The following is a 21271-nucleotide window of genomic DNA, read 5'->3' on the forward strand; positions in this document are numbered from 1 at the left end:
ACAAGATATTCGCATCTTATGCCCGGCAATTCCATTGTGTAGATTCGAAGCAGTGCATAAAAAACCAACAACGAGGACAGAGCCGATGAAAACCCTTTCCGACCACGTCAGTGCAAGGCTGCCGCAGCTTCAGCAGTGGCGTCGTGACTTCCATCACTACGCCGAATCGGGCTGGCTGGAGTTTCGCACCGCCACGCTGGTCGCTGAAGAGCTGCATCAGCTCGGTTATCAGCTAAAGCTGGGGCGTGAGGTGATCGACGCAGAGGCGCGGATGGGCCTGCCCGACGCCGCCGTGCTGAAACAGCAGGAGGCGCGGGCGTTACAACAGGGCGCGCTGCCGCAGTGGATCAGCCACTTTTCCGGCGGATTCTGCGGCATCGTGGCGACGCTGGAAACCGGCCGTCCCGGCCCGGTGATGGGCTTCCGCGTGGATATGGACGCACTGGATCTCAATGAGAGCCAGGCCAGCGATCATCTGCCGCAGCGGGAAGGGTTCGCCTCCTGCAATGCGGGCATGATGCACGCCTGCGGTCATGATGGCCACACCACCATCGGGCTGGGGCTTGCCTCAGTGCTGATGGCGATGAAAGAGCGGCTCAGCGGCACCATCAAACTGATTTTTCAGCCTGCTGAAGAGGGTGTACGCGGCGCGAAAGCGATGGTAGCGGCGGGCGTGGTCGATGATGTGGATCGCTTCACGGCGATTCACATTGGCACCGGCGTGCCGGCGGGCGAAGTGGTGTGCGGCAGCGACAGCTTTCTCGCCACCACCAAGCTGGATGTCCACTTCACCGGCGTCGGTGCCCATGCGGGTGGCCGCCCGGAAGAGGGACGCAATGCCCTGCTGGCGGCGGCTCAGGCAACGCTGGCCCTGCATGGCCTGGCCCAGCACAGCGGCGGCGTGGCGCGTGTGAATGTCGGCGTGCTGCAGGCCGGAACCGGCCGCAACGTGGTCGCCGACTGCGCCCTGCTGAAGGTCGAAACCCGCGGCATCACCAATCAGGTTAACGACGATATTTATCAGCAGGCGCTGCGGGTAATTGCCGGTGCGGCGGCGATGTATGGTGTTGAGCAGCAGGTGACGCTGATGGGTGCGGCGCGCAGCTGCACCCCGACGCAGCCGTGGGTCGACTTCATCCACCAGCAGGCAGACGCGCTCGGTATCTTTGATTCCGTGGTCGATCGCAAAGCGCAGGCGGCAGGATCAGAAGATGCGACCTATATGATGGAGCGCGTCAGGCAGCGTGGCGGTCAGGCCTCATACGTCATTTTCGGCTGTGACCTGGCGGCGGGCCACCATAATGCCCGATTCGACTTTGATGAGCGGGTCATGCCGGACGCCATCACGCTGCTGGCGACGCTGGCGCTCAATCAGGCGCAGTATGGTGAAACACGATGATGGAAGCCTTTATTGCCGACTATATCGACCGCCATCAGCACCGTTTCAGCACGCTCAGCGACGCCATCTGGGATACGCCAGAAACCCGCTTTGCCGAAACCCGCTCCTCGGCCCTGCTGGCCGATGCGCTGGCCGAAACCGGGTTCATCGTGGAGCGCGGCGTGGGCGGCATTGACACCGCCTTTATCGCCAGCGCCGGCAGCGGCAAACCGGTGATTGCCATCCTCGGGGAGTTTGATGCGCTGGCCGGTCTCAGCCAGCAGGCCGGATGCGCCCGGCCAGAACCGCTGGAGGTGAACGGCAACGGACACGGCTGCGGTCACAACCTGCTCGGCACCGCCGGCGTGGCGGCGGCCTGTGCGGTTAAAGCCTGGATGGAGCAGCATCACGCTGGCGGAACCGTGCGTTTTTATGGCTGCCCCGGCGAAGAAGGGGGATCGGGCAAGACCTTTATGGTACGTGAAGGCCTGTTTGACGATGTGGATGCCGCCGTGACCTGGCATCCGGAAGGTTTCAGCGGCATGTTCAATCTGCGCACGCTCGCCAATATTCAGGCCGCGTTCAGCTTCAAAGGGATCGCGGCTCATGCCGCTAATTCTCCCCATCTGGGCCGCAGCGCACTGGATGCCGTCACGCTGATGAATACCGGGGCCAACTTTCTGCGCGAGCACATCGAACAGGAGGCACGTCTGCACTACGCCATCACCAACAGCGGCGGTGTCTCGCCAAATGTGGTGCAGGCCGATGCGGAGGTGCTCTACCTGATCCGCGCGCCATCGCTGCCACAGGCGCAGGCGATCTATCAGCGGGTGATCAATATTGCCCGGGGTGCCGCCCTGATGACGGACACGACCCTGACCGTGCGTTTTGACAAAGCCTGCTCTGACTATGTGCCTAATCGCGCGCTGGAAGCGGTCATGGAGCGCTATTTGCATCACTTTGGTTTGCCCGACTACAGCGACGAAGAGCGCGCGTTCGCGGCTGAACTGCGTGCCACTCTGACCGATGATGATCTGCGTAATGCCCGCCTGAACGCCGCCCGTATCGGTGGCGAAGCCGGTCACGCCTGGGCGGAGCAGCTGGGGGAGAGGCTGTTTATGGATCAGGTCGCGCCCTATGCCGTCACCCGCGACCTGCTCTATGGCTCCACCGATGTCGGCGATGTCAGCTGGGTCACGCCGACGGCACAGTGTTTTGCGCCCTGCTTTACCTTCGGCACGCCGCTGCACACCTGGCAACTGGTGGCGCAGGGCCGCACCACGATCGCGCATAAGGGCATGTTGCTGGCGGGCAAAGTGATGGCGGCGACGGTGACCACGCTCCTGCAGGATGAGCAGGCGCTGGCGGAATGCCAGGCCGAATTTCAGAAGGCACGCGCCGGGCAGCCCTATCACTGCCCGATCCCTGCGGGGATCACACCCACAAAACTGGCCGGATGAGCCAGCGGCCGCGTCGCTGACGCGGACCAGAATAAAAAGAGTGCAAACACTTCCCTGATTCTGCGGGGCCGGAACTGAACTCACCGCCTGTTGCCTGTCGCGACCGGCGTCAGCCCGCGCCGCCATCGATAAGGGGGTCACAAGACGACAAGAAGAGAACCCATACCATGGAAGCAACCTCCGAGAACCGTAGTCCTGGCCGGCTCTTCAGCTGGATCGAGCGCGCAGGCAATAAAGTGCCTAACCCGTTTTTACTGTTTGTCTATCTGATTGTGGTACTGATGGTCGCAACCGCCATTATCAGTGCGCTGGATCTGGCGGTGAAGAACCCCGGTAATGGCGAAATCGTCCGGGTCAACAACCTGCTGAGCGTCGCGGGTCTGCAGTGGATCCTGCCCAACATCATCAAAAACTTCAGCAGCTTTACCCCGCTGGGGTCGATTCTGGCGCTGGTCATTGGTGCCGGGCTGGCGGAAAAGGTCGGCCTGCTGCAGTCGCTGATGGTTAAGATGGCGTCACGCGTCAGCCGCCGTTACGCCAGCTACATGGTGCTGTTTATCGCCTTTTTCAGCCATATCTCCTCGGACGCGGCGCTGGTGGTGATGCCGCCGCTGGGTGCGCTGATCTTTCTGGCGGTGGGCCGTCATCCGGTCGCGGGCCTGCTGGCCGCCATCGCCGGTGTCGCCTCGGGTTTTACCGCTAACCTGCTGATCGTCACCACCGATGTGCTGCTTTCAGGTATCAGCACCGAAGCCGCTAAAGCGGTCAGCGATACGGTGCATGTCAGCGTCATCGATAACTGGTTCTTTATGGCCACCTCGGTGATTGTGCTGACGATTGTGGGTGCGTTACTGACCGACAAATTTGTTGAGCCGCGCCTGCCGCAGTGGCAGGGCAACGGCGAAAAGCTGGCGGGGCTGACGCCGCTGGAGAACCGCGGCCTGCGGGCCGCCGGGATCGCCGCGCTGCTGTTTATCGCCGTCATGGCGCTGCTGGTTGTGCCGGAACATGCGCCGCTGCGCAATCCCGCCAGCGGTGCCATTATCCCCTCGCCATTTATTCAGGGCATTGTGCCGATCATCATTCTGTTCTTCTTTGTGGTGGCGATTGCCTATGGTGTCGCCACCCGGCAGATCCGCCGTCCGGATGATATCCCGCAGCTGCTGGTCGATCCGATGAAAGGCATGGCGGGTTTTATCGTGATGGTCTTTCCGCTGTCGCAGTTCGTGGCGTTCTTTAACTGGAGCAACATGGGCAAATTCATGGCGATAGGACTGACCGACGTGCTGGAGAGCGCAGGCGTCAGCGGCGCGCCCGCATTTCTCGGCCTGATGTTTCTGTCGGCATTTCTCTGCATGTTTATCGCCAGCGGCTCAGCCATCTGGTCGATTCTGGCGCCGGTGTTCGTGCCGATGTTTATGCTGCTCGGCTTCCATCCCGCCTTTGCCCAGATGATTTTTCGCATCGCTGACTCGGCGGTGCTGCCGCTGGCACCGATGTCGCCCTTTCTGCCGCTGTTCCTCGCCTTTTTGCAGCGATACCAGAAGGATGCGCAGCTCGGCACCTACTATGTGCTGATCTTCCCCTATCCGCTGGTGTTCTTTATCAGCTGGATCGCGCTGCTGGTCGCCTGGTACTGGCTGGGACTGCCGATTGGGCCGGGCGTCTGGCCGCAACTGCCTTAAGGCACCGTGCCAGCGATACAGCATAAACGCTGGCACGTTTTCTGCGGCACTGCAGTTATGTCAGTGCGCAGCCAGTTCCTGAAAGAAGGCGGGATTCTTCTGGATAGTCGCCAGTACTTTAGCTGCCAGTCCGGTCGGATTGCGGCGTCCGCTTTCCCAGCTCTTTATCGTATCAAGGCTGGTTCCCAGTGCAGCCGCCATTTCACTCTGGGAGACGTTAAGCTGCGCCCGGATAGCCTTCACATCAGCCAGCGCGTAATGGGTAACACGGGCGGGTTCTCTGACACCGTTTTTTATCTCCACCGCCTCTTCCAGCGATGCTTTCAGTTCATCAAAAAAACTCATGTCATATCTCCTCTTTCAGTCTTTGTGTCAGCTTTTTCAGCACGGCTTTTTCCGCATCCGTGAGGTTCTCTTTGAGATTCTTTGGATAAGCCATGATCAGGTAAATCACCTCAGCGGTAGCCAGAAAGTAAATTACCCTTGCGCTGCTGCTTTTACCCTGATTGCCCGTCGCCATCCTGATTTTTCGCAGTCCGCCGGTTTTCTGAATAAGATCGCCTTTCTCCGGTGACTCGATAAGCTCCCTCTGAAGCTCCCGAAGCTCTTCATCCGTGGCGATTTGCTTTATCTGTCGGGTAAACATCGGGGTTTCGATAAACTCAATTGCCTGACTCATCGCTCACTCCTGCCTCTTCCATGAGGAGTACATAGTACACCCAGCCTGCTTCATGAAAAAGCCCACGGATGGCAAAACCTGCAACGTATGTTGCTAAATCGTCAGCAACGCCCCTCTCGGCAACGGCAGATGAATTGATTATTCTGCTATTTCTTCGCCTGCTAACGGTTGATGTTCTGAATAACCGCCTGCGGGTGTTTCCCACACTGCCTGAGGTTGACGCTGATATGACCACTCACTCCACCCGCCTGCCGCCGACGCACGCGTCATCGGCGGCCCGCAACAGCGTAGCCGGGCGCATTGATGCGCTGCCCGCGTCCGCTGGCTTATGGCGCTTTATCACCCTGCTGGCGCTGGGCGGCTTTTTTGAACTTTACGACCTGTTTGAAACCGGCTATATCAGCACCGGCCTGCTGGCGGCAGGCGTCTTCCACACCGGTGAGGCGGGCGTGCTCGGCTTCTCCGATCAGGCTGCGTTTGCCTCAGCCACCTTTCTCGGCCTCTTTTTCGGCGCCAGCCTGCTGGCCCCCTACGCTGACCGATTTGGCCGCCGCCTGACCTTTATGTGTGCGCTGCTCTGGTATGGGCTCTTTTCCCTGCTGATGGCCTTTCAGCAGAGCGCGGAGATGATCATTCTGTTCCGCTTTCTGGTGGGAATCGGGCTGGGCGTCGAGCTGGTGACCATTGATACCTATCTGTCGGAATGGGTGCCGAGCCACCTGCGCAGCCGCGCCTTTGCTTATGCCTTTTTCGTGCAGTTTTTATCGGTGCCTGCCGTCGCGCTGATGTCGTGGTGGCTGGTGCCGCAGACCGTGTTCGGTCTGGAAGGCTGGCGCTGGGTCGTGATCGCAGGCGCGCTCTGTTCACTGGTGATCTGGCTGGTGCGCAGAAATCTGCCGGAATCGGCACGCTGGCTGGCGCAGCAGGGGCGCTATCAGGCGGCGCATGAGGTGTTATCGGCGATGGAGCAGCGCTGCGGCATTCCGGCCGGGCCTGCTATCCTGCCCGATGACGCGGCTGCACAGCTGCCCAAACGCGGGCGCTTTCGTGAGATCTGGGCTCCCGCTTATCGCCAGCGCACCCTGATGCTGGTGGTGATGAACTTTTTCCAGGCGATCGGCTTTTTTGGCTTTGGTAACTGGCTGCCTGCGCTGCTGTCAGGCCGCGGTGCCACGGTGACGCACAGCCTGCTCTATGCCTTCTTTATCACGCTGGCCTATCCGCTGGGATCGCTGATCTGCAGCCGCTATGCCGACAAGCTGGAGAATAAGTGGCAGATTGTTCTGTCATCGCTGATGACGGTGGTATTCGGCACGCTGTTCGCCTTTCAGACGCAGCCGGTGCTGCTGATCCTCTGCGGCTTCCTGATTACCTGGTCCAACGCCTGGCTGACTTTCAGCTTCCACGCCTATCAGACCGAGATTTTCCCGACCCACATCCGGGCGCGGGCAGTCGGCTTCTGCTACTCCTTCAGCCGCCTCTCTACGGTATTCAGCAGTATTTTAATCGGGGTGATCCTGCAATACGCCGGCACACCGGGCGTGATTACGTTCATCGTGCTGAGCATGCTGATGGTGATGCTGTCGGTAGGGATTTACGGGCCGAAAACCCGCGGAATCGATCTGGAGAATATTTAAAAGAAAAGGCCGCCATCCTGATGATGACGGCCTTTTTTACGGGTTATTTGCCTTCCAGCACCCGGATGTCTGCACTGCCCAGACGATCCTTCTCATCTTTACGCAGCGACGCGACCTGTTTCGCGGTCACCGGTTCTGACGCCTTATTGCCCCAGCTGTTACGCACGAAGTTCACCACATCGGCAACCTGCTGGTCGTTCAGCCGCCAGCCAAATGCCGGCATGGTAATGGTCGATGGCGCACCGTTCACGCCAGGCAGTTGCCCGCCCACCAGCACGATGTGAATCAGCGAGGTCGGATCGTCCGCCAGTACCACCGGGTTGCCGCGCAGCGCCGGATAAAAACGCTTATAGCCGCTGCCATCAGTTTTATGGCATGCCGCACAGCTGTCGACATAGGCCGCCGCGCCGGTCTGGCTGTCATCGCCGCGCCAGAGAGCTTTGGCGGTGGCATCATCCACGCTGAAGGCCGCCTGATGCGGGTCTTTCGCGCCCAGTGACTTCAGATAGCGCGCAATCGCGGTGATATCGGCTTCGCTCAGGTGCTGCAGGCTGTGTTCCACCACATCGGTCATCCCACCAAACGCGGCAGTCTGATCGTTACGGCCATAACGCAGGAACTGACGCAGGTCATCTTCGCTCCAGCGCCCCAGCCCATCGCGGTTATCGCCACGCAGGTTGCTGGCCGTCCAGCCGTCAATCGGCGCGCTGCTGCCCGCCAGATAGTCGTTGCCTTCGGCGTTGCTCAGCACCTTCTCCTGCATGGTGAAACTGCGCGGCGTGTGACAGGCACCGCAGTGGCCCAGCCCCTCAACCAGATAGCGACCGCGCGCCAGCACCGGATCTTCCTGAGCGGCAGGCTGGAACGCTTTCACATCGGGCGCAAAAATTCCGCGCCAGATCGCCAGCGGCCAGCGCATCGACAGCGGCCACGGAATGTCGCTGTCGCGATTTGGCTGCTTCACCGCCGTCACGCCATGCATGAAGTAGGCGTAAAGCGCCTTCATATCCTCATCGCTGACGACCGCGTAAGAGGGATAAGGCATGGCGGGATAGAGGGTATCGCCATTTTTCGCCACACCATGACGCACCGCTTTCTGGAAGTCGTCGTAGCTGTACTCACCAATACCGGTCGTGCGATCGGGGGTGATGTTGGTGGAGTAGATGGTGCCAATCGGGGTGGCCATCGGCAGACCACCGGCAAAGGTCGCGCCCCCTTTGCTGGTGTGGCAGGCCACACAGTCACCGGCGCGCGCCAGATACTCTCCCCGCTTAACCAGATTGTCCTGGCTCTCATCCGCCAGCGCGGCAAAGGTCAGGGTGCCCAGAATCAGGGCCAGAATGCCATTTTTCATCGCCATATTCCTTATGCCTGCACCAGTGGACCGGGGTTCTTCAGGTAGTTTTCGCGAATCGCTTTAGCTGACCAGTAGGTCAGCGCCGCCACCATGCCGGTCGGGTTGTAGCCCAGTCCCTGCGGGAAGGCAGAGGCACCTGGCACAAACACATTCGGCACGTCCCAGCTTTGCAGATAGCGGTTAACCGCACTGGTTTTCGGATCGTCGCCCATGATCGCACCGCCACTGATGTGGGTAGTCTGATACACCGTGGAGTCAAAATGGGTACCCGGCTTTTTCGCGCCACCCAGAATCATCTTCGGATTCATCGCTTCAGCGATGTTGCGCATTTTTCCGACCATAAACTGCGCCATTTTGATGTCGTTCTCCTGCCAGTCAAAGGTCATGCGCAGCAGTGGCTGCCCATAAGCATCTTTGTAGTTGGGATCGAGATCGAGATAGTTAGCGCGGTAGGACTGATGCGCGCCGTGCGCATCCATCGACAGGTGATGGGTATAAGTATCCGCCACCGCCGCTTTCCATTTGCTGCCCCAGTTTGGCGTACCGGCAGGCACTGGCATGCCGGAGATCGGCTTGGTCCCCGCCTGGTTGACCCAGAATGGCGACCCGCCCACAAAGCCCAGCGGTCCGTGGTCGAAGTTATCGGCGTTGAAATCATCAACCGCAACGCCCGCGCCACCTGCGCCGATAAACGGGTTAGTGGTGGTGTTTTTATCAAACAGCGCCTTCAGGGTAGAGAGGTTCTGATAGGCGAAGTTACGGCCGACGGTGCCTTCGTTGGTAATCGGGTTGTAAGGCTTGCCGATGCCTGACAGCAGCATCAGATGCACATTGTGGAACTGGAAAGCGGAGAGGATCACCAGGTCAGCGGGCTGCACCTGCTCGCGCCCCTGCCCGTCCACATAGGTCACGCCGGTTGCGCGCGTTTTGTCATCGCTGAGATTGACCCGCAGGACATACGAGTTGTTACGCAGTTCAAACTTTGGCTCCTGGCGCAGGGCAGGCAGGATGTTCACGTTAGGTGACGCTTTGGAATACATGTAGCAGGCGTAGCCGCTGCAGTATCCGCAGAAGTTACACGGCCCCATCTGCGCGCCATAGGTGTTGGTATAGGGCCCGGAGGTGTTGGCGGAAGGCAGATCGTAAGGATGATAGCCGACCGACTCCGCCGCCTGCGCAAACAGCTGCGCCGAGTAGGTACGCTTCTGGGCGGGCAGCGGAAAGTTATCTGAGCGATCGGGCGCAAACGGGTTACCGCCTTTATCTTTGCCGACCACCTTGCCCTTGATACTCCAGGCGCTGCCTGAGGTACCAAAGACTTTTTCCGCCTTGTCGAAGAACGGCTCCAGCTCATCGTAGCTGACGCCAAAATCCTGAATCGTCATGCCTTCCGGGATGAAATTCTTGCCGTAACGCTCTTCGTAATGGCTGCGCATCCGCAGTTCAATCGGATCCACGCGGAAGTGGACGCCTGACCAGTGCAGGCCCGCGCCGCCGGTGCCGGTGCCGGGCAGGAATGCCGCCAGCTGACGATAAGGCACCGCCGTCTGCGAAGCATCATGACGGATGGTCACGGTGCTTTTAGAGAGATCCTGGAACAGCTTTTTGCGGATGTTGTAGGTCAGCTCATCAATGGACTGCGGATAAGAGCCGTCGGGATAGGTGTCGCGATGCGGCCCACGCTCCAGCGCCAGCACATTCAGGCCCGCTTCGGTCAGCTCTTTCGCCATGATGGCACCGGCCCAGCCGAAGCCAACAATCACCGCATCCACTTTTTTCATTTCGTTTGCCATGCTTAACTTCTCTCCCCGCGAATCGATACTGACGGGAACGGATAACGTTCACCGCGCTCTACCCAGTCCATAAAGTCGGCGCGTGCGCCAGGGAAGTTGATCAGCTTCCAGCCGACCATTCCCTGATTTCCGCCGTGGACAGGATCGCTGAAGAAGCCTTCGCGGGTGTTCTGCAGCAGAAAGGCAAAGAAGGTTTTAGCGGGCAGCTGGCTGAATTCGGCGCTGCCACTCTCCATCGCCTGCAATAGCGCATCCTGCTGCTCCACGCTGAGCTGAGCGAACACCTTACCGTGCTGCTGTTTGCTGTAGTGGTCGGCATCGGCCAGACCGAGACGATAGATCTGCTGCGGCACCAGCGGCAGCTGATAGCCCAGCTCTTTCGGCAGATCGGGATTAAACGGCCCCTGCATATACCAGTTCGATCCGGTGGCATAGGGTGTATTCATCTGGCGGTCGATGAACTCCGGCACGCCCGCTTCCACTGCGCCAGGCCCGCGTTCATCGCTGGGGATCAGGCGCGCCACGGCGGCGGTGATAAAGGCATACTCTTCGGCGGTAAACCAGGAGGGCTGATAATCACGCGCCTTCTGCGGTGCAGCCGGCGTTTCCGCCGCCTGTGCGGTCAGCGGCAGGGAGAGAGCACCCATCGCTGTGGACCCTACCGCCATTGCAGGCGCCAGGGTGATTGTCTTCAGCAAAAAATCCCTGCGTGAATGACCCTTTTTTTGTTCTGACATGACATTGCCTCATTCCCGCGCTGGATGGCGGTATGAAAAAATAGGTGGTTGCGTTGTAGTGGTTTTTATCAGCAGATACCGGCCCTGACGCCGGTTTGTTACCGGTAACAAGCCGCCATATTGTAACACTGCTATTCACAAAGATTTAGTTCCGCGAAACAAAACCGCACAATTTCATTAACATTCATCCCTGCCCTGTCATGAGCAGAAACAACAGACTACAGACAGCAAGCAACCAAAACGTTATAAAAGACCATACACAACAGCGGAGTGCCTATGTTTAAGTCTTTTTTTCCGCGGCCAGCGCTGTTTTTCAGCTCAGCGGCCGTCTGGAGTTTAGTCGCTATTTTTGCCTGGTTTGGTTTTGCTGAGCAGTTGCCCGGCATGTGGCCCATGTTCGAAACCGCTATCAAAGCGCCCCTGCCGACGACCGCAGCGCGTTTTATCGCGGCGAGTCAGATCTGGTTCTATCTCTACTACTGGATAATGGTCGCCATTTTTGCCGTGGCGTGGCGGGTGATCGACTCGCATCCGTGGCAACGCTGGTCAGTCTGGGGATCGGCACTGATCATCTTTGTCACCTGGTTTGGTGTCCAGGTCGGGGTCGCCATCAACGCCTGGTATGGCCCGTTTTACGATCTGATCCAGAAAGCGCTGACAAAAGCGGGATCGGTGCAGATTGCTGAGTTTTACCACCAGGTTGTGGCTTTTCTCGGCATCGCATTAATCGCGGTGGTGATTGGCGTACTTAATTCGTTCTTTATCAGCCACTGGGTTTTCCGCTGGCGTACCGCCATGAATAACTACTACATGCACAACTGGCAGCGGCTGCGTCATGTTGAAGGTGCCGCACAGCGTGTGCAGGAAGACACCATGCGCTTTGCGACCACGCTTGAAAACTGGGGCGTCAGTTTTATTCAGGCGATCATGACGCTGGTGGCATTTTTGCCGGTACTGGTGGCGCTCTCCCATCACGTTAAAGATATCCCGTTCCTCGGTAATATCCCTTACGCGCTGGTGATTGCCGCGGTGCTCTGGTCGGTGTTTGGTACAGGTTTGCTGGCGCTGGTCGGGATTAAACTGCCTGGGCTGGAGTTCCGCAACCAGCGGGTCGAAGCTGCCTACCGTAAAGAGCTGGTCTACGGCGAAGACAATGCCGATCGCGCCGGGCCACAGACGGTGCAGGAGCTGTTCAGTCGGGTGCGGGTTAACTACTTCCGTCTCTACTTTCACTATCTCTACTTCAACATCACCCGCATTCTCTATCTGCAGGTCGATAACGTGTTTGGTCTGTTCCTGCTGTTTCCCTCGATTGTGGCGGGCACCATCACGCTGGGCTTACTCAATCAGATCACCAACGTGTTTGATCAGGTGCGCGGCTCGTTCCAGTATCTGATCGCCTCCTGGTCGACGCTGATTGAACTGATGTCCATCTACAAACGTCTGCGCAGCTTCGAGCAGATTCTGGATGATGTGCCGCACGACGAGATGATGCGCGAAGCGTCAGAGGATGTGTAGCGCACAGGTGCTTTATTGACGTGAAAAAGCCACTCTGACAAGTGGCTTTTTTTATTCAAAGATCAAAAGCAATTCTTTTTCCTGTCGGCAGTCTGACATCAATACTTATCTCGCCTCCCAGAGCTGTAACGTAACGCTTCAGCGTAGAAAGGCGTGGATCGTTGTCAGCCTGCTCCATTCTGGCAATGGTTGGCTGCTTCACCCCCATGGCTCGCGCCATCTCTGTCTGGGATAGGTTAAGTTCTTCCCGCAACATGTTCAGGGCAATAACCTGCCGCATTTCGTCCACTTTTTCGGCAATACGCTCACGACTTTCCGGGCTTTGCTTTGCCATCAGCTCTTTTAAATTAGCCATTTTCCCCTCTTTTCAGGTGTTTGCGGAATTCAGCATCTGCCAGTTTGATCATCTCTTTATAGAATCTTTTTTCTTTAACCCCGGTTTTATCGCCAGCACATAACACAATGCCACGGCGAGCAGGATCAAACGCGAAGAAGGCCCGAATCGGATTGCCCTGATGCTGCACTCTTAATTCTTTCATATTTGGAAAGTCAGAGTCGTCTATCGTATCAGCATACGGCCTTCCTAACTGAGGACCATACTCGGAAAGGATAATCATCGCGGCGAGCATATCCTCCTTCAGCGCCTCAGTCTGGGTCTCAGTCTGGGTCTCAAACCACTCGTCAAAGAGATGGGTTGTATCGATATCCCACATCGCAACATCCTTATAGCGAATAAGCTATAAATCATACTATAGCTTATTCGCTATAAGGGCAAGTGTTGCCCTATAACCGCGACATATCCTGGCCAAAAGCGTGCTTTTCAATACAAAAAGCCACCCGTGAGAGTGGCTTTTCCGGTGACACAGCGCGGCGGTAAAACTCTTTACCTCCCCGCGCAGAGAGCATTCCTTACAGAGTTATGCGCATCACGCTATCAGGATTCGCTGGCGGCGCCTTGCGCGAGCCTGGCTGCTTCACGCTGACATAAAGCACGTTGCCATCCGCTGAGAGCGCCAGACTGTTCGGCAGGGCCGGCGTTTTTACGGTACGTTTAACCTGATAGGTGCGGGCGTCGATGATGCTGACCTCGCCCGCTTTGCGATGGGTGACATAGAGTTCATCGCGATCCGGATTGAACAGCACCGCCAGCGATTCCGGAACGGCAATCCGCTGTATGACCTGCTGACTACGCAGATCAACCACCAGCACCTGAGCCTGCTTTGAATCACTCAGGAAGGCACGCTGACCGCGCGTATCCAGCGCAATGTTCAGGAAGAAGTGCGCTTTATCGCCATCAATCTTCTGTTTTTTCTCAACGGCATTGGTGCGCGCGTTAATGGTCACCAGCTCGCCATCCGCATTGGTGACGTACACCTTCTGCGCGGCTGAATCCACTGCCAGGCCTGTGCCCATTTTGCCGGTGTTCGGGATCGTGCTGATCAGTTTCAGCGAACTGCCATCCACGACCCAGACCACGCTTTGCGGCCCCAGCCCGGTGATATAGACGCGGTCAGTTTTCACATCCACGGCCACCTGACGCGGCTGCAACGGACGCACGGTTTCGCTGCGCTTGCGGCCATCCAGCACGCGCGTGTTGAGGAGGTTGCCACTGCTGGCATCAATCGCGGTCACTGAACCGTCAAGCGTATTACCGATATAGAGCACGTTGGTTTGCGGGTTGAGCGCCGCGCCAAACGATTTCAGCGGCGTGGCGATCGACTTCTGCACCGCCAGCGTCGCGGGATCGAGACGAAACACGGTGCCGCCCTCGCCGCTGCTGTTTTGTGCTGTCGCCACGAACAGCGCCTTCTCCTTCGGGCTGACGGCCAGTTCATAGACCCCTTTGCCCACCGCCTGATTCAGATCTTCTGCCTGCACAGCCAGCCATCCTGACGCAGAAAACAGGGCCGTAGCCAGTAACAGCGGACGCAGCGTCCGGCGCGTATTGGTATTCGCTTTCATAACTTCTCCAGAGTGAATTCACCGCAGACGCAGTGAAATGAAAGCCCGACATTGCAACCAGAAACAGCTGACCAGCAGCCTGAAAGAATCTTGTTTTTGAGAATAATAATTATTTCGGAAGGAAAGGGACAGGATTATTCGCGCAGAAACGCCGCCAGGACGCCCGGAGGCGTCCTGTCAGCATGGGAGGGCAGAAAGATTATTTCAGCAGTTCAGCGGTCATATGCACGCCGTTGTTGGTGTAAGCTTCAGTGATTTTATATGAAGCACCAGCTTCCTGAGCCTGCGCAGCAATTTTCGCTTCAGCACCGTCCAGTGTAGAGTCGATGGCGGTCACAGATTGCGCGAAGCTGGCGAATGGCAGAACAGAAAGCGCGATAACAGCTGCAAAATTTTTGATAGATTTCATGGTCAATTCCTCGGTTGATTTTTATCAGGTAAGGCGTGCTGCCTTGCTGATAGAAATAATAGTCCGGAAGTTGATCAGGAAAAAGCGGAGGGTTTTGCTTATCTCTTTCAGAAAAACTGAACATAAAAAGCACGCATCGTACAGTTATCGCTCAAAAGGTTAATCACCCGATCATGAAAGAAAAGGCAGCATAATCCGCTGCCTGAAAAAGATTAACCGTGGTGCCGGACCCGGCTGAAGATGGTCAGTGCAGCCAGCAGCATCAGTACCCCGCTGGCAACAAATACGCCGCCAGCGCCGCGCAGATCGAACATCCAGCCGCCCGCCGCCGCGCCGACAGTTATCGCCAGCTGAATCGTGGCGACCAGCAGACCACCGCCCGATTCTGCATCATCCGGCACCGCACGCGAAATCCAGGTTGACCAGCCGGTTGGCATCGAACCAAACGCCATGCCCCAGATCGCCACGCCCGCTCCCACTATCCAGCTGACCCCGCCAAAAGTCACCAGCAGCAGCGCGGTCAGGCTCATTAGCAGCGCCATCCCGCTCAGCGTCAGCGACACGCTGCGGGTCACCAGAAAACCGGCCAGCGAGGTGCCAAAGAAGTTCGCCACACCAAAGGCCAGCAGCGCCAGCGACAGCTGATTAAGGTTAAACTGCGCCACACCTTCCAGGAAAGGGCGCAGATAGGTAAAGAAGGCGAAGTGGCCGGTGAACATCATGATCACGGCCAGCATGCCCCAGCGCATCACGCCGATCCGCAGCAGGGTCAGTACGCCGCCGCTGCGGGCTTTGTTCTCTGCCGGCATGGCGGGCAGGGTAAAGAACTGCCACAGCAGCGCCACCGCGCCCAGCCCGGCGGTCAGCATAAAGATGTTGCGCCAGCCCACCAGGCCACCGAGGTAGCTGCCAAGCGGCGTGGCGATAATCGTCGCCAGCGAGATCCCGCTGAAGACGATGGAGAGCGCCCGCGGTACCTGATCGACGGGAACCAGACGCATGGTGATGGCGGTTGAGAGCGTCCAGAAGCCACCTATCGCCATCCCCAGCAACACGCGCGCCAGCAATATCACCGTCAGATCGCCGGCAAACGCCACCATCAGCGCCGAGGCGATCAGCAGCAGTGAGAACACCAGCATCACGATGCGGCGATCAATACGCCGCGTGACGCTGCCGGTCACCAGGCTGGTAAACAGCGCCACCAGGGCGGTAATGGTGACGGTCTGTCCCGCCTGCCCTTCTGAAACGCCGAGACTGTGCGCCATGGGCGTCAGCAGACTCACGGGTAAAAATTCGGCGGTAATCAGGCTGAACACCCCAAACGCCATAGCAAAAACTGCGCCCCACGCGGGGTGGGTCGGCGAGGAAACCTCATCAGCCACTTCGGTTGTCAGACTCATGCTGCTTCTCCGGAAGATAAAAAAGTGTGAGAGAGCATAGAGGGAGGCGTCAGGACGATCTATGATGCTTACACCTTCATTTTTGATAATTCGTCTGGAATCGCATGAGCCACTATGGAGACCTGACCAGCGAGCTGTTGATGGGGATGCGCCTTTATGGCGTCAACTATCAGCGTATCGCCGTAAGCGCACCGTTCGGGCTGCGCTTCGATCACGCACCGGGCCGGGCGCAGTTTCACTTTGTCGGCCGCGGCTCACTGCTGGTGCGCAGCGCCTCCGGTGAGGTGTTTCCGCTTCACAGCGGCGATGCGCTACTGGTGCCGCACGGTAAACCGCACAGCCTGATCTCCGGCGAGGAGGTGGCCTGCCTGTGTGTGAAAAATATGACGAGCAAGCCGATCTGCGACAGCGTCTGCGCCATCGCCGCTCCGGAGGATGCCGGAGAGGATGAGCATAGCGTGCTGCTGTTCAGCGCCTGTATGGCATTTGAACTGGGCGGCATGCAGCCGCTGATCAATACTATGCCGGATGTGATGCTGGTGAGTACCCTGCTGTCGCAGTATCCGGAGATTCAGCCGATCCTGGCGGCGATGGAACGGGAGTCGCGCACCCGGCAGGCGGGATTTGCCGGTATTCTGTCGCGTCTGGCCGATGTGGTTGCCGCGCTGATTGTGCGCGGCTGGGTGGAGAACGGCTGCGGCCAGCAGAGCGGGCTGGTGCAGGCGATGCGCGATCCGCGGCTGAGTCAGGCGATTGCCGCCATGCACCGGGAGCCAGGCGAAAACTGGACGGTCGCGCGGCTGGCCAGCGTGGCGGGCTGTTCGCGTTCGGTGTTTGCCGGCCGTTTTCTCAACGCCACCGGCATGACGCCGTTACGTTATCTGACCGAACTGCGGATGCGGCTGGCGGTGCAGCGGATTGTGAACAATGGCGAGGCGGTGGAAGCCGTGGCTTACCATCTCGGCTACGGCTCGATTGCAGCGTTCAGCCGCGCCTTTAAACGCATCGTCGGTCAGTCGCCAGGCGCGCTGCGAGCCGGACGCGAAGGCACGCAGGCGCTGACCGCCTCATCTGCCGCTTAGCGGAATACGCTGATCGCCTCCACCAGACGGTTTGCCTGATGGGTCATCCGGCCCGACGCCTCGGCGCTTTCCGATACGCGCGCGGCGTTCTGATGGGTAATGTCATCAAGATCTTCCACCGCTGAACTCACCTCACTGAGTGCGGTGGCCTGCTCGGCGGTGGCGGCACTGATCTGGGCAATCAGTGCCGTGACATTCTGTACCTGCGACACAATATCCTGCATGGTCCGGCCTGCCGCGCTGGCATGTTCATTGCCCGATTTGACCCGGCCAGCGCTGGTTTCGACCAGCATTTTTATCTCACTGGCCGCTTTGGCGCTGCGCTGCGCCAGACTGCGCACCTCACCCGCTACCACCGCAAAGCCTTTGCCCTGTTCACCGGCCCGTGCCGCTTCCACGGCCGCGTTCAGCGCCAGAATGTTGGTCTGGAAGGCAATACCGTCGATCACGCTGGTAATATTGGCGATTCGCTTCGAGCTGTCGGCGATTTCACCCATCATCTCCATCATCTCGCTCATCACCTCACCGCCTTTGCTCGCCGCACTGCTGGTGTCGGCAGAGAGGGTATTCACCTCATGCGCGGTTTCCGTATTGCTCTTCACCGTCGCGGTCATTTCGTTCATGGTGGCCGCCGTCTGCTGCACGTTGGCGGCCGCCTGCTCGGTGCGACGACTCAGTTCGTTATTGCTGCGGGCGATAGCGTCGCTGGCGCTTAAAACGTTGATCGCCTGGCCGCTGACATCATCCACCAGCCAGCGGAACATCAGGCCGAGCTGGCCGATGGCACGCAGCGTCACGCCCACCTCATCCACGCGATCCATCTGCTCAACCTGATGGCTGGCTCCGGTCGCCACGCGCAGGGCCTGCTGACACATCCGTTCGATCGGGCGGGAGATTTGCTGCTCCAGCCAGAGGCTGCTGAGTGTCAGCAGAGCGGCCATACCGGCAGCAAAACCGGCCAGGGCCGCCGGTGTCATACCCAGCGCCCAGGTACCCGCCACCGACAGGGGCAGCAGTGCCAGCAGGGTGCTGCGGATCCGCCAGCGCAGTGGCAGCGTCTTCAGCAATGAGGCGGGTCGCCCCCAGCCGCTGCGCACCAGCAGGCCTTTGTGAAAACGTCGCCCTCTGGCGCGGCCTTCACGAAAATCCTGATAGAGCGCTTCGCTCTGACGCACCTCTTCCGGGGTGGGTTTGGTGCGCACCGACATATAGCCCTGCACTTTGCCGTCACGCACCACCGGAATGGCATTGGCCCGCACCCAGTAGTGATCGCCATTTTTACGTCGGTTCTTGACCAGCGCGGTCCAGGGCTCGCCCTGCTTCAGCGTCGCCCACATGTCAGCAAAGGCTTCCGGCGGCATGTCGGGATGGCGCACCATATTGTGCGGCTGGCCGTTGATCTCGTCGGCGGTGAATCCGCTCGCTTCGATGAAGGCGTCGTTGGCGTAGGTGATGTGGCTGTTGAGATCGGTGGTGGACATCAGTGTCGCATGATCGTCGAACAGATATTCACGCTGAGAGACAGGCTGGTTGTTACGCATCAAAAATCCTTGAAGACCCGACCTTCTGCCCGTGACAGCTTAACTGTCAGCGGGAAAACGGCAGGCTGAGAGATAACGATTACCTTTTTTTATGTTTTCGGCATGCGTCTGTACTCTCTTTAGCGATTCCATTAAATTTCTGCCGCGAAAAAAGCCACTTTGCAGCGGCTTTCACATTTTTGGGCGATTATTCATCCGTTAGCCGGATTTCAGAATTCCGGCAGTCCGTCAGCTGAGGTCAACATTTCGGGTGCCGAACCACCAGGTCAGCAGAAACCCGCCGGTCCAGGCGACCATCAGCCCGGCCAGATAGACCGCCATCCCGGCGAAGATCCCCTGTCCGGACGTCATCAGCGGCAGCGTGACCAGACCGGATGGCCCGAATACCGTATTCATCCCCACCGGTAATCCCAGCCACGCCACCAGTCCGATAAAGAAACCGCCCAGCGCTCCGCCCCCACAGGCGGTGATGAAGGGCTTAAGGCGCGGCAGGGTGACGCCGTAGATCAGAGGTTCACCGACACCCAGCAGGCCCGGCACAATGGCACCTTTGATCTGCGCCCGCAGCAGCGCCCCCTTCTCCGCTCTACACCACAGCGCCAGTGCTGCACCGACCTGCCCGGCCCCCGCCATTGCCAGAATCGGAAACAGGGAGTTAAAGCCCTGGCTTTCCATCAGCGCAAAGTAGACCGGAATAAAGCCCTGATGGATGCCGAACATCACCGCAATCAGGAACAGCCCGGCCAGCAGAGCACAGCCAAAGGGATTATTGTTGAGATGGATGAACAGCCATGACATCCCTCTGAACAGTTCACCGCCCAGCGGCATGATGAGCAGATAGGTGATGGCGCCGGTGATCACCAGCGTAAACAGCGAAGTGAGGATCATATCGAGGTTATCGGGAATGATGCGGCGCAGCTGTTTCTCAATCCATGCCCCGATAATCGTCGCCATCAGCACCCCGATAATGTTGCCGCGCGGATCGATGCTGAGGCCAAAGAAGCTCTCCATGCCGCTGTAGTAACCCGTGGTGGCGCTGGGCACATAGCCCAGCACAAACAGCGAGGCGATGATGGCACCGTTGACGCCGCTGCCGCCAAAGGCTTTCTGCGCGTTGTAGCCAATCAGGATGCTGAGAAAGGTAAACAGCCCTTTGCCGAACACTTTCATGTACGCCACGGCGTGCAGCAGCCAGGGCGCATGGTCGCCGGGCGCATTAAGGTGGAGGCTTTGCTCAATCAGCGTGGCAAAACCGAGCAGCAGGCCCGCGCCGATAAAGCCCGGAATCAGCGGGGTAAAAATGGTGGCAAAACGCGACAGAAACTGGTGAACGCCGTGGGTCTGTTTCGCCCTGAGCTGCTGCTTCTGCTCCGCCGCCCGCTGCGCCAGATCCGCCGTCTGCTGGTGGGGAGGTGGCGAGATATCCTCCTGTGACAGCAGGCGCTGCATCCCTTCTGCGGCGGTCTGCGCTTTCCCCGGACCGAGGACAATCTGAAGCTGCGCCTCGCTGTTGATGACGCCCAGCACGCCCGGCAGGCTTTTCAGGCGTGCCAGATCGGCCTGCCCGGCCTGATTGAGCGTCAGCCGCAGCCGCGTCATGCAGTGGCCGCAGGCTGCGATATTGCGCGCCCCGCCGACCGCCTGCAGGATATCGCGCAGCAGTGCTACGGTGATGCTGGCCATCAGCGTGCTCCCGCTGCCTGCAGAGCCTGACGGATAAAGCCCTGATGCTGGCTGAGCAGCGCTTTTGCCTCATCGGCGTCCAGTCCGGCCAGCACCATGAGGATGGCCGTTTTGCAGTGTCCGCCGCAGGCGGTGAGCGCGGCGCGGGCCGTGGCGTCATCGCAATCCGTGGCCTGCATGACGATGTTGACCTGGCGCTGCACCAGCTTCTGATTCGTGGCTTCCACATCCACCATGAGATTGCCGTAGACCTTTCCGCTGCGGATCATCGCGCCGGTGGTAAGCATGTTGAGCACCAGTTTCTGCGCCGTGCCCGCTTTCATGCGGGAAGAGCCGGTGACAATCTCCGGGCCGACCACCGGGGTGAGCGCAATCGCGGCAACCTGTGCCATAGCGCTGTCCGGATTACAGGTGAGCGCCACGGTGGTCGCGCCAAGTTCGTTCGCGTAAGCCAGCGCACCCAGCACATAGGGTGTACGACCGCTGGCGGCGATACCGACCAGCACATCGTGGCGGCTGAAGTGGATATCTTTCAGATCCTGCGCGCCCTGCTCCCGGTTATCTTCGGCGTTTTCAACCGCCTGCAGGATAGCGGTATGGCCACCGGCGATCAGGCCGATAACCTGTTCGCGGGGGGTGCCAAAGGTGGGCGGGCATTCGCTGGCATCCAGAATACCGAGCCGTCCGGAGGTGCCTGCGCCGCAGTAGATCAGTCGTCCACCGGCCCGGAAGGCGGCGCAGATGGCGTCAACGGCGGCAGCGATCTGCGGCAGGATAGCCTCAACCGCCAGCGCGACCTTTTTATCTTCATCATTAATGACGCGCAGCATCGCTTCGGTGGAGAGTTCGTCGATGTTCTGGCTGGCCGGGTTGCGGCCTTCGGTAATCATCTGGCTGAGGTCGAGTTTCATGGCGGGCTCCGCAAAAGGAATAAATTATTCAAACTGGAA

At 58.9% G+C, this 21271-nt stretch carries 19 protein-coding genes; 6 read left to right on the forward strand and 13 right to left on the reverse strand.

All coding sequences use genetic code 11. From position 1 onward, the window contains the following. Positions 1-85 precede the first annotated feature (85 nt). The 3 genes from OXR04_RS10045 to abgT all read left to right on the forward strand — a co-directional run bounded on the left by OXR04_RS10045 (position 86) and on the right by abgT (position 4523). Positions 86-1399, forward strand: coding sequence for an amidohydrolase (locus tag OXR04_RS10045; protein WP_009092557.1), 1314 nt, complete (start codon positions 86-88; stop codon positions 1397-1399). Next, complete coding sequence (locus tag OXR04_RS10050) at positions 1396-2838, forward strand: M20 family metallopeptidase (protein ID WP_140922766.1); 1443 nt, start codon at positions 1396-1398, stop codon at positions 2836-2838. The genes OXR04_RS10045 and OXR04_RS10050 overlap by 4 nt, the downstream gene beginning before the upstream one ends. Positions 2839-3005: 167 nt before the next feature. After that, a complete protein-coding gene (abgT, locus tag OXR04_RS10055) occupies positions 3006-4523 on the forward strand; it encodes a p-aminobenzoyl-glutamate transporter (protein ID WP_058957012.1) in 1518 nt (505 codons plus the stop codon). Positions 4524-4583: 60 nt separating this feature from the next. Here the strand turns inward: abgT and nadS are convergent, their stop codons facing one another. Both nadS and OXR04_RS10065 read right to left on the reverse strand, forming a co-directional pair. Next, positions 4584-4868: a NadS family protein gene (gene nadS, locus OXR04_RS10060; protein WP_009092561.1), complete on the reverse strand. Its 285-nt coding sequence runs from the start codon at positions 4866-4868 to the stop codon at positions 4584-4586. Between the two features lies 1 nt (position 4869). Beyond that, on the reverse strand, positions 4870-5202 hold the full coding sequence (locus tag OXR04_RS10065; RefSeq protein WP_009092563.1) for a type II toxin-antitoxin system RelE/ParE family toxin: 333 nt from the start codon (positions 5200-5202) through the stop codon (positions 4870-4872). 227 nt (positions 5203-5429) lie between these two features. On the opposite strand from OXR04_RS10065, the gene OXR04_RS10070 reads away from it, so the two are divergent. Further along, on the forward strand, positions 5430-6839 hold the full coding sequence (locus OXR04_RS10070) for an MFS transporter (RefSeq protein ID WP_267369702.1): 1410 nt from the start codon (positions 5430-5432) through the stop codon (positions 6837-6839). 43 nt (positions 6840-6882) lie between these two features. Here OXR04_RS10070 and OXR04_RS10075 read toward each other — a convergent pair whose 3' ends face one another. The 3 genes from OXR04_RS10075 to OXR04_RS10085 are packed head-to-tail and all read right to left on the reverse strand — an operon-like array spanning position 6883 to position 10726. Beyond that, positions 6883-8193: a cytochrome c gene (locus OXR04_RS10075; protein ID WP_267369700.1), complete on the reverse strand. Its 1311-nt coding sequence runs from the start codon at positions 8191-8193 to the stop codon at positions 6883-6885. Between the two features lie 11 nt (positions 8194-8204). Further along, positions 8205-9989: a GMC family oxidoreductase gene (locus tag OXR04_RS10080; protein WP_267369698.1), complete on the reverse strand. Its 1785-nt coding sequence runs from the start codon at positions 9987-9989 to the stop codon at positions 8205-8207. Between the two features lie 2 nt (positions 9990-9991). Beyond that, entirely contained in the window at positions 9992-10726 is a 735-nt protein-coding gene (locus OXR04_RS10085; protein WP_167431907.1) for a gluconate 2-dehydrogenase subunit 3 family protein, read from the reverse strand. 276 nt (positions 10727-11002) lie between these two features. On the opposite strand from OXR04_RS10085, the gene sbmA reads away from it, so the two are divergent. Further along, on the forward strand, positions 11003-12244 hold the full coding sequence (sbmA, locus tag OXR04_RS10090; protein ID WP_009092568.1) for a peptide antibiotic transporter SbmA: 1242 nt from the start codon (positions 11003-11005) through the stop codon (positions 12242-12244). 55 nt (positions 12245-12299) lie between these two features. Here the strand turns inward: sbmA and OXR04_RS10095 are convergent, their stop codons facing one another. The 5 genes from OXR04_RS10095 to OXR04_RS10115 all read right to left on the reverse strand — a co-directional run bounded on the left by OXR04_RS10095 (position 12300) and on the right by OXR04_RS10115 (position 16015). Then, positions 12300-12599, reverse strand: a complete 300-nt coding sequence (locus OXR04_RS10095) for a helix-turn-helix domain-containing protein (RefSeq protein ID WP_009092569.1) — start codon at positions 12597-12599, stop codon at positions 12300-12302. Then, positions 12592-12957: a type II toxin-antitoxin system RelE/ParE family toxin gene (locus OXR04_RS10100; RefSeq protein ID WP_267369693.1), complete on the reverse strand. Its 366-nt coding sequence runs from the start codon at positions 12955-12957 to the stop codon at positions 12592-12594. Before OXR04_RS10100 ends, OXR04_RS10095 begins: the two co-directional genes overlap by 8 nt. Positions 12958-13153: 196 nt before the next feature. Continuing rightward, positions 13154-14206, reverse strand: coding sequence for a YncE family protein (locus OXR04_RS10105; protein ID WP_167428907.1), 1053 nt, complete (start codon positions 14204-14206; stop codon positions 13154-13156). 199 nt (positions 14207-14405) lie between these two features. Further along, the gene (locus OXR04_RS10110) at positions 14406-14615 is read right to left on the reverse strand and encodes a DUF1471 domain-containing protein (RefSeq protein WP_098051761.1); all 210 of its coding nucleotides are present in this window, start codon (positions 14613-14615) and stop codon (positions 14406-14408) included. A 212-nt stretch (positions 14616-14827) separates the two neighbouring features. Continuing rightward, positions 14828-16015, reverse strand: a complete 1188-nt coding sequence (locus tag OXR04_RS10115; protein ID WP_058957008.1) for an MFS transporter — start codon at positions 16013-16015, stop codon at positions 14828-14830. Between the two features lie 104 nt (positions 16016-16119). Between OXR04_RS10115 and OXR04_RS10120 the strand changes: the two genes are divergently transcribed. Next, positions 16120-17097, forward strand: a complete 978-nt coding sequence (locus OXR04_RS10120; RefSeq protein WP_009092573.1) for an AraC family transcriptional regulator — start codon at positions 16120-16122, stop codon at positions 17095-17097. Here OXR04_RS10120 and OXR04_RS10125 read toward each other — a convergent pair. The 3 genes from OXR04_RS10125 to murQ form a co-directional block, all read right to left on the reverse strand. Next, complete coding sequence (locus OXR04_RS10125) at positions 17094-18638, reverse strand: PAS domain-containing methyl-accepting chemotaxis protein (protein WP_046101031.1); 1545 nt, start codon at positions 18636-18638, stop codon at positions 17094-17096. The two genes, OXR04_RS10120 and OXR04_RS10125, sit on opposite strands and share 4 nt — an antisense overlap. Before the next feature lie 228 nt (positions 18639-18866). After that, positions 18867-20321: a PTS N-acetylmuramic acid transporter subunit IIBC gene (murP, locus tag OXR04_RS10130; RefSeq protein ID WP_267369685.1), complete on the reverse strand. Its 1455-nt coding sequence runs from the start codon at positions 20319-20321 to the stop codon at positions 18867-18869. Further along, positions 20321-21232, reverse strand: a complete 912-nt coding sequence (murQ, locus tag OXR04_RS10135; protein WP_267369683.1) for an N-acetylmuramic acid 6-phosphate etherase — start codon at positions 21230-21232, stop codon at positions 20321-20323. Before murQ ends, murP begins: the two co-directional genes overlap by 1 nt. Positions 21233-21271: the final 39 nt, after the last annotated feature.

It is taken from the genome of Pantoea sp. GM_Pan_3, assembly GCF_026541045.1.
Lineage (GTDB): Bacteria > Pseudomonadota > Gammaproteobacteria > Enterobacterales > Enterobacteriaceae > Pantoea > Pantoea anthophila.

Excerpts from the sequence above, each read along its gene's own strand:
- OXR04_RS10125 (WP_046101031.1), bottom strand. The coding sequence starts at position 18,638 with ATGCGTAACAACCAGCCTGTCTCTCAGCGTGAATATCTGTTCGACGAT.
- nadS (WP_009092561.1), bottom strand. The coding sequence starts at position 4,868 with ATGAGTTTTTTTGATGAACTGAAAGCATCGCTGGAAGAGGCGGTGGAG.
- OXR04_RS10085 (WP_167431907.1), bottom strand. The coding sequence starts at position 10,726 with ATGTCAGAACAAAAAAAGGGTCATTCACGCAGGGATTTTTTGCTGAAG.
- OXR04_RS10120 (WP_009092573.1), top strand. The coding sequence starts at position 16,120 with ATGAGCCACTATGGAGACCTGACCAGCGAGCTGTTGATGGGGATGCGC.
- OXR04_RS10095 (WP_009092569.1), bottom strand. The coding sequence starts at position 12,599 with ATGGCTAATTTAAAAGAGCTGATGGCAAAGCAAAGCCCGGAAAGTCGT.
- murP (WP_267369685.1), bottom strand. The coding sequence starts at position 20,321 with ATGGCCAGCATCACCGTAGCACTGCTGCGCGATATCCTGCAGGCGGTC.
- OXR04_RS10115 (WP_058957008.1), bottom strand. The coding sequence starts at position 16,015 with ATGAGTCTGACAACCGAAGTGGCTGATGAGGTTTCCTCGCCGACCCAC.
- OXR04_RS10105 (WP_167428907.1), bottom strand. The coding sequence starts at position 14,206 with ATGAAAGCGAATACCAATACGCGCCGGACGCTGCGTCCGCTGTTACTG.
- abgT (WP_058957012.1), top strand. The coding sequence starts at position 3,006 with ATGGAAGCAACCTCCGAGAACCGTAGTCCTGGCCGGCTCTTCAGCTGG.
- OXR04_RS10110 (WP_098051761.1), bottom strand. The coding sequence starts at position 14,615 with ATGAAATCTATCAAAAATTTTGCAGCTGTTATCGCGCTTTCTGTTCTG.
- OXR04_RS10065 (WP_009092563.1), bottom strand. The coding sequence starts at position 5,202 with ATGAGTCAGGCAATTGAGTTTATCGAAACCCCGATGTTTACCCGACAG.
- murQ (WP_267369683.1), bottom strand. The coding sequence starts at position 21,232 with ATGAAACTCGACCTCAGCCAGATGATTACCGAAGGCCGCAACCCGGCC.
- sbmA (WP_009092568.1), top strand. The coding sequence starts at position 11,003 with ATGTTTAAGTCTTTTTTTCCGCGGCCAGCGCTGTTTTTCAGCTCAGCG.
- OXR04_RS10080 (WP_267369698.1), bottom strand. The coding sequence starts at position 9,989 with ATGGCAAACGAAATGAAAAAAGTGGATGCGGTGATTGTTGGCTTCGGC.
- OXR04_RS10100 (WP_267369693.1), bottom strand. The coding sequence starts at position 12,957 with ATGTGGGATATCGATACAACCCATCTCTTTGACGAGTGGTTTGAGACC.
- OXR04_RS10075 (WP_267369700.1), bottom strand. The coding sequence starts at position 8,193 with ATGAAAAATGGCATTCTGGCCCTGATTCTGGGCACCCTGACCTTTGCC.
- OXR04_RS10070 (WP_267369702.1), top strand. The coding sequence starts at position 5,430 with ATGACCACTCACTCCACCCGCCTGCCGCCGACGCACGCGTCATCGGCG.
- OXR04_RS10050 (WP_140922766.1), top strand. The coding sequence starts at position 1,396 with ATGATGGAAGCCTTTATTGCCGACTATATCGACCGCCATCAGCACCGT.
- OXR04_RS10045 (WP_009092557.1), top strand. The coding sequence starts at position 86 with ATGAAAACCCTTTCCGACCACGTCAGTGCAAGGCTGCCGCAGCTTCAG.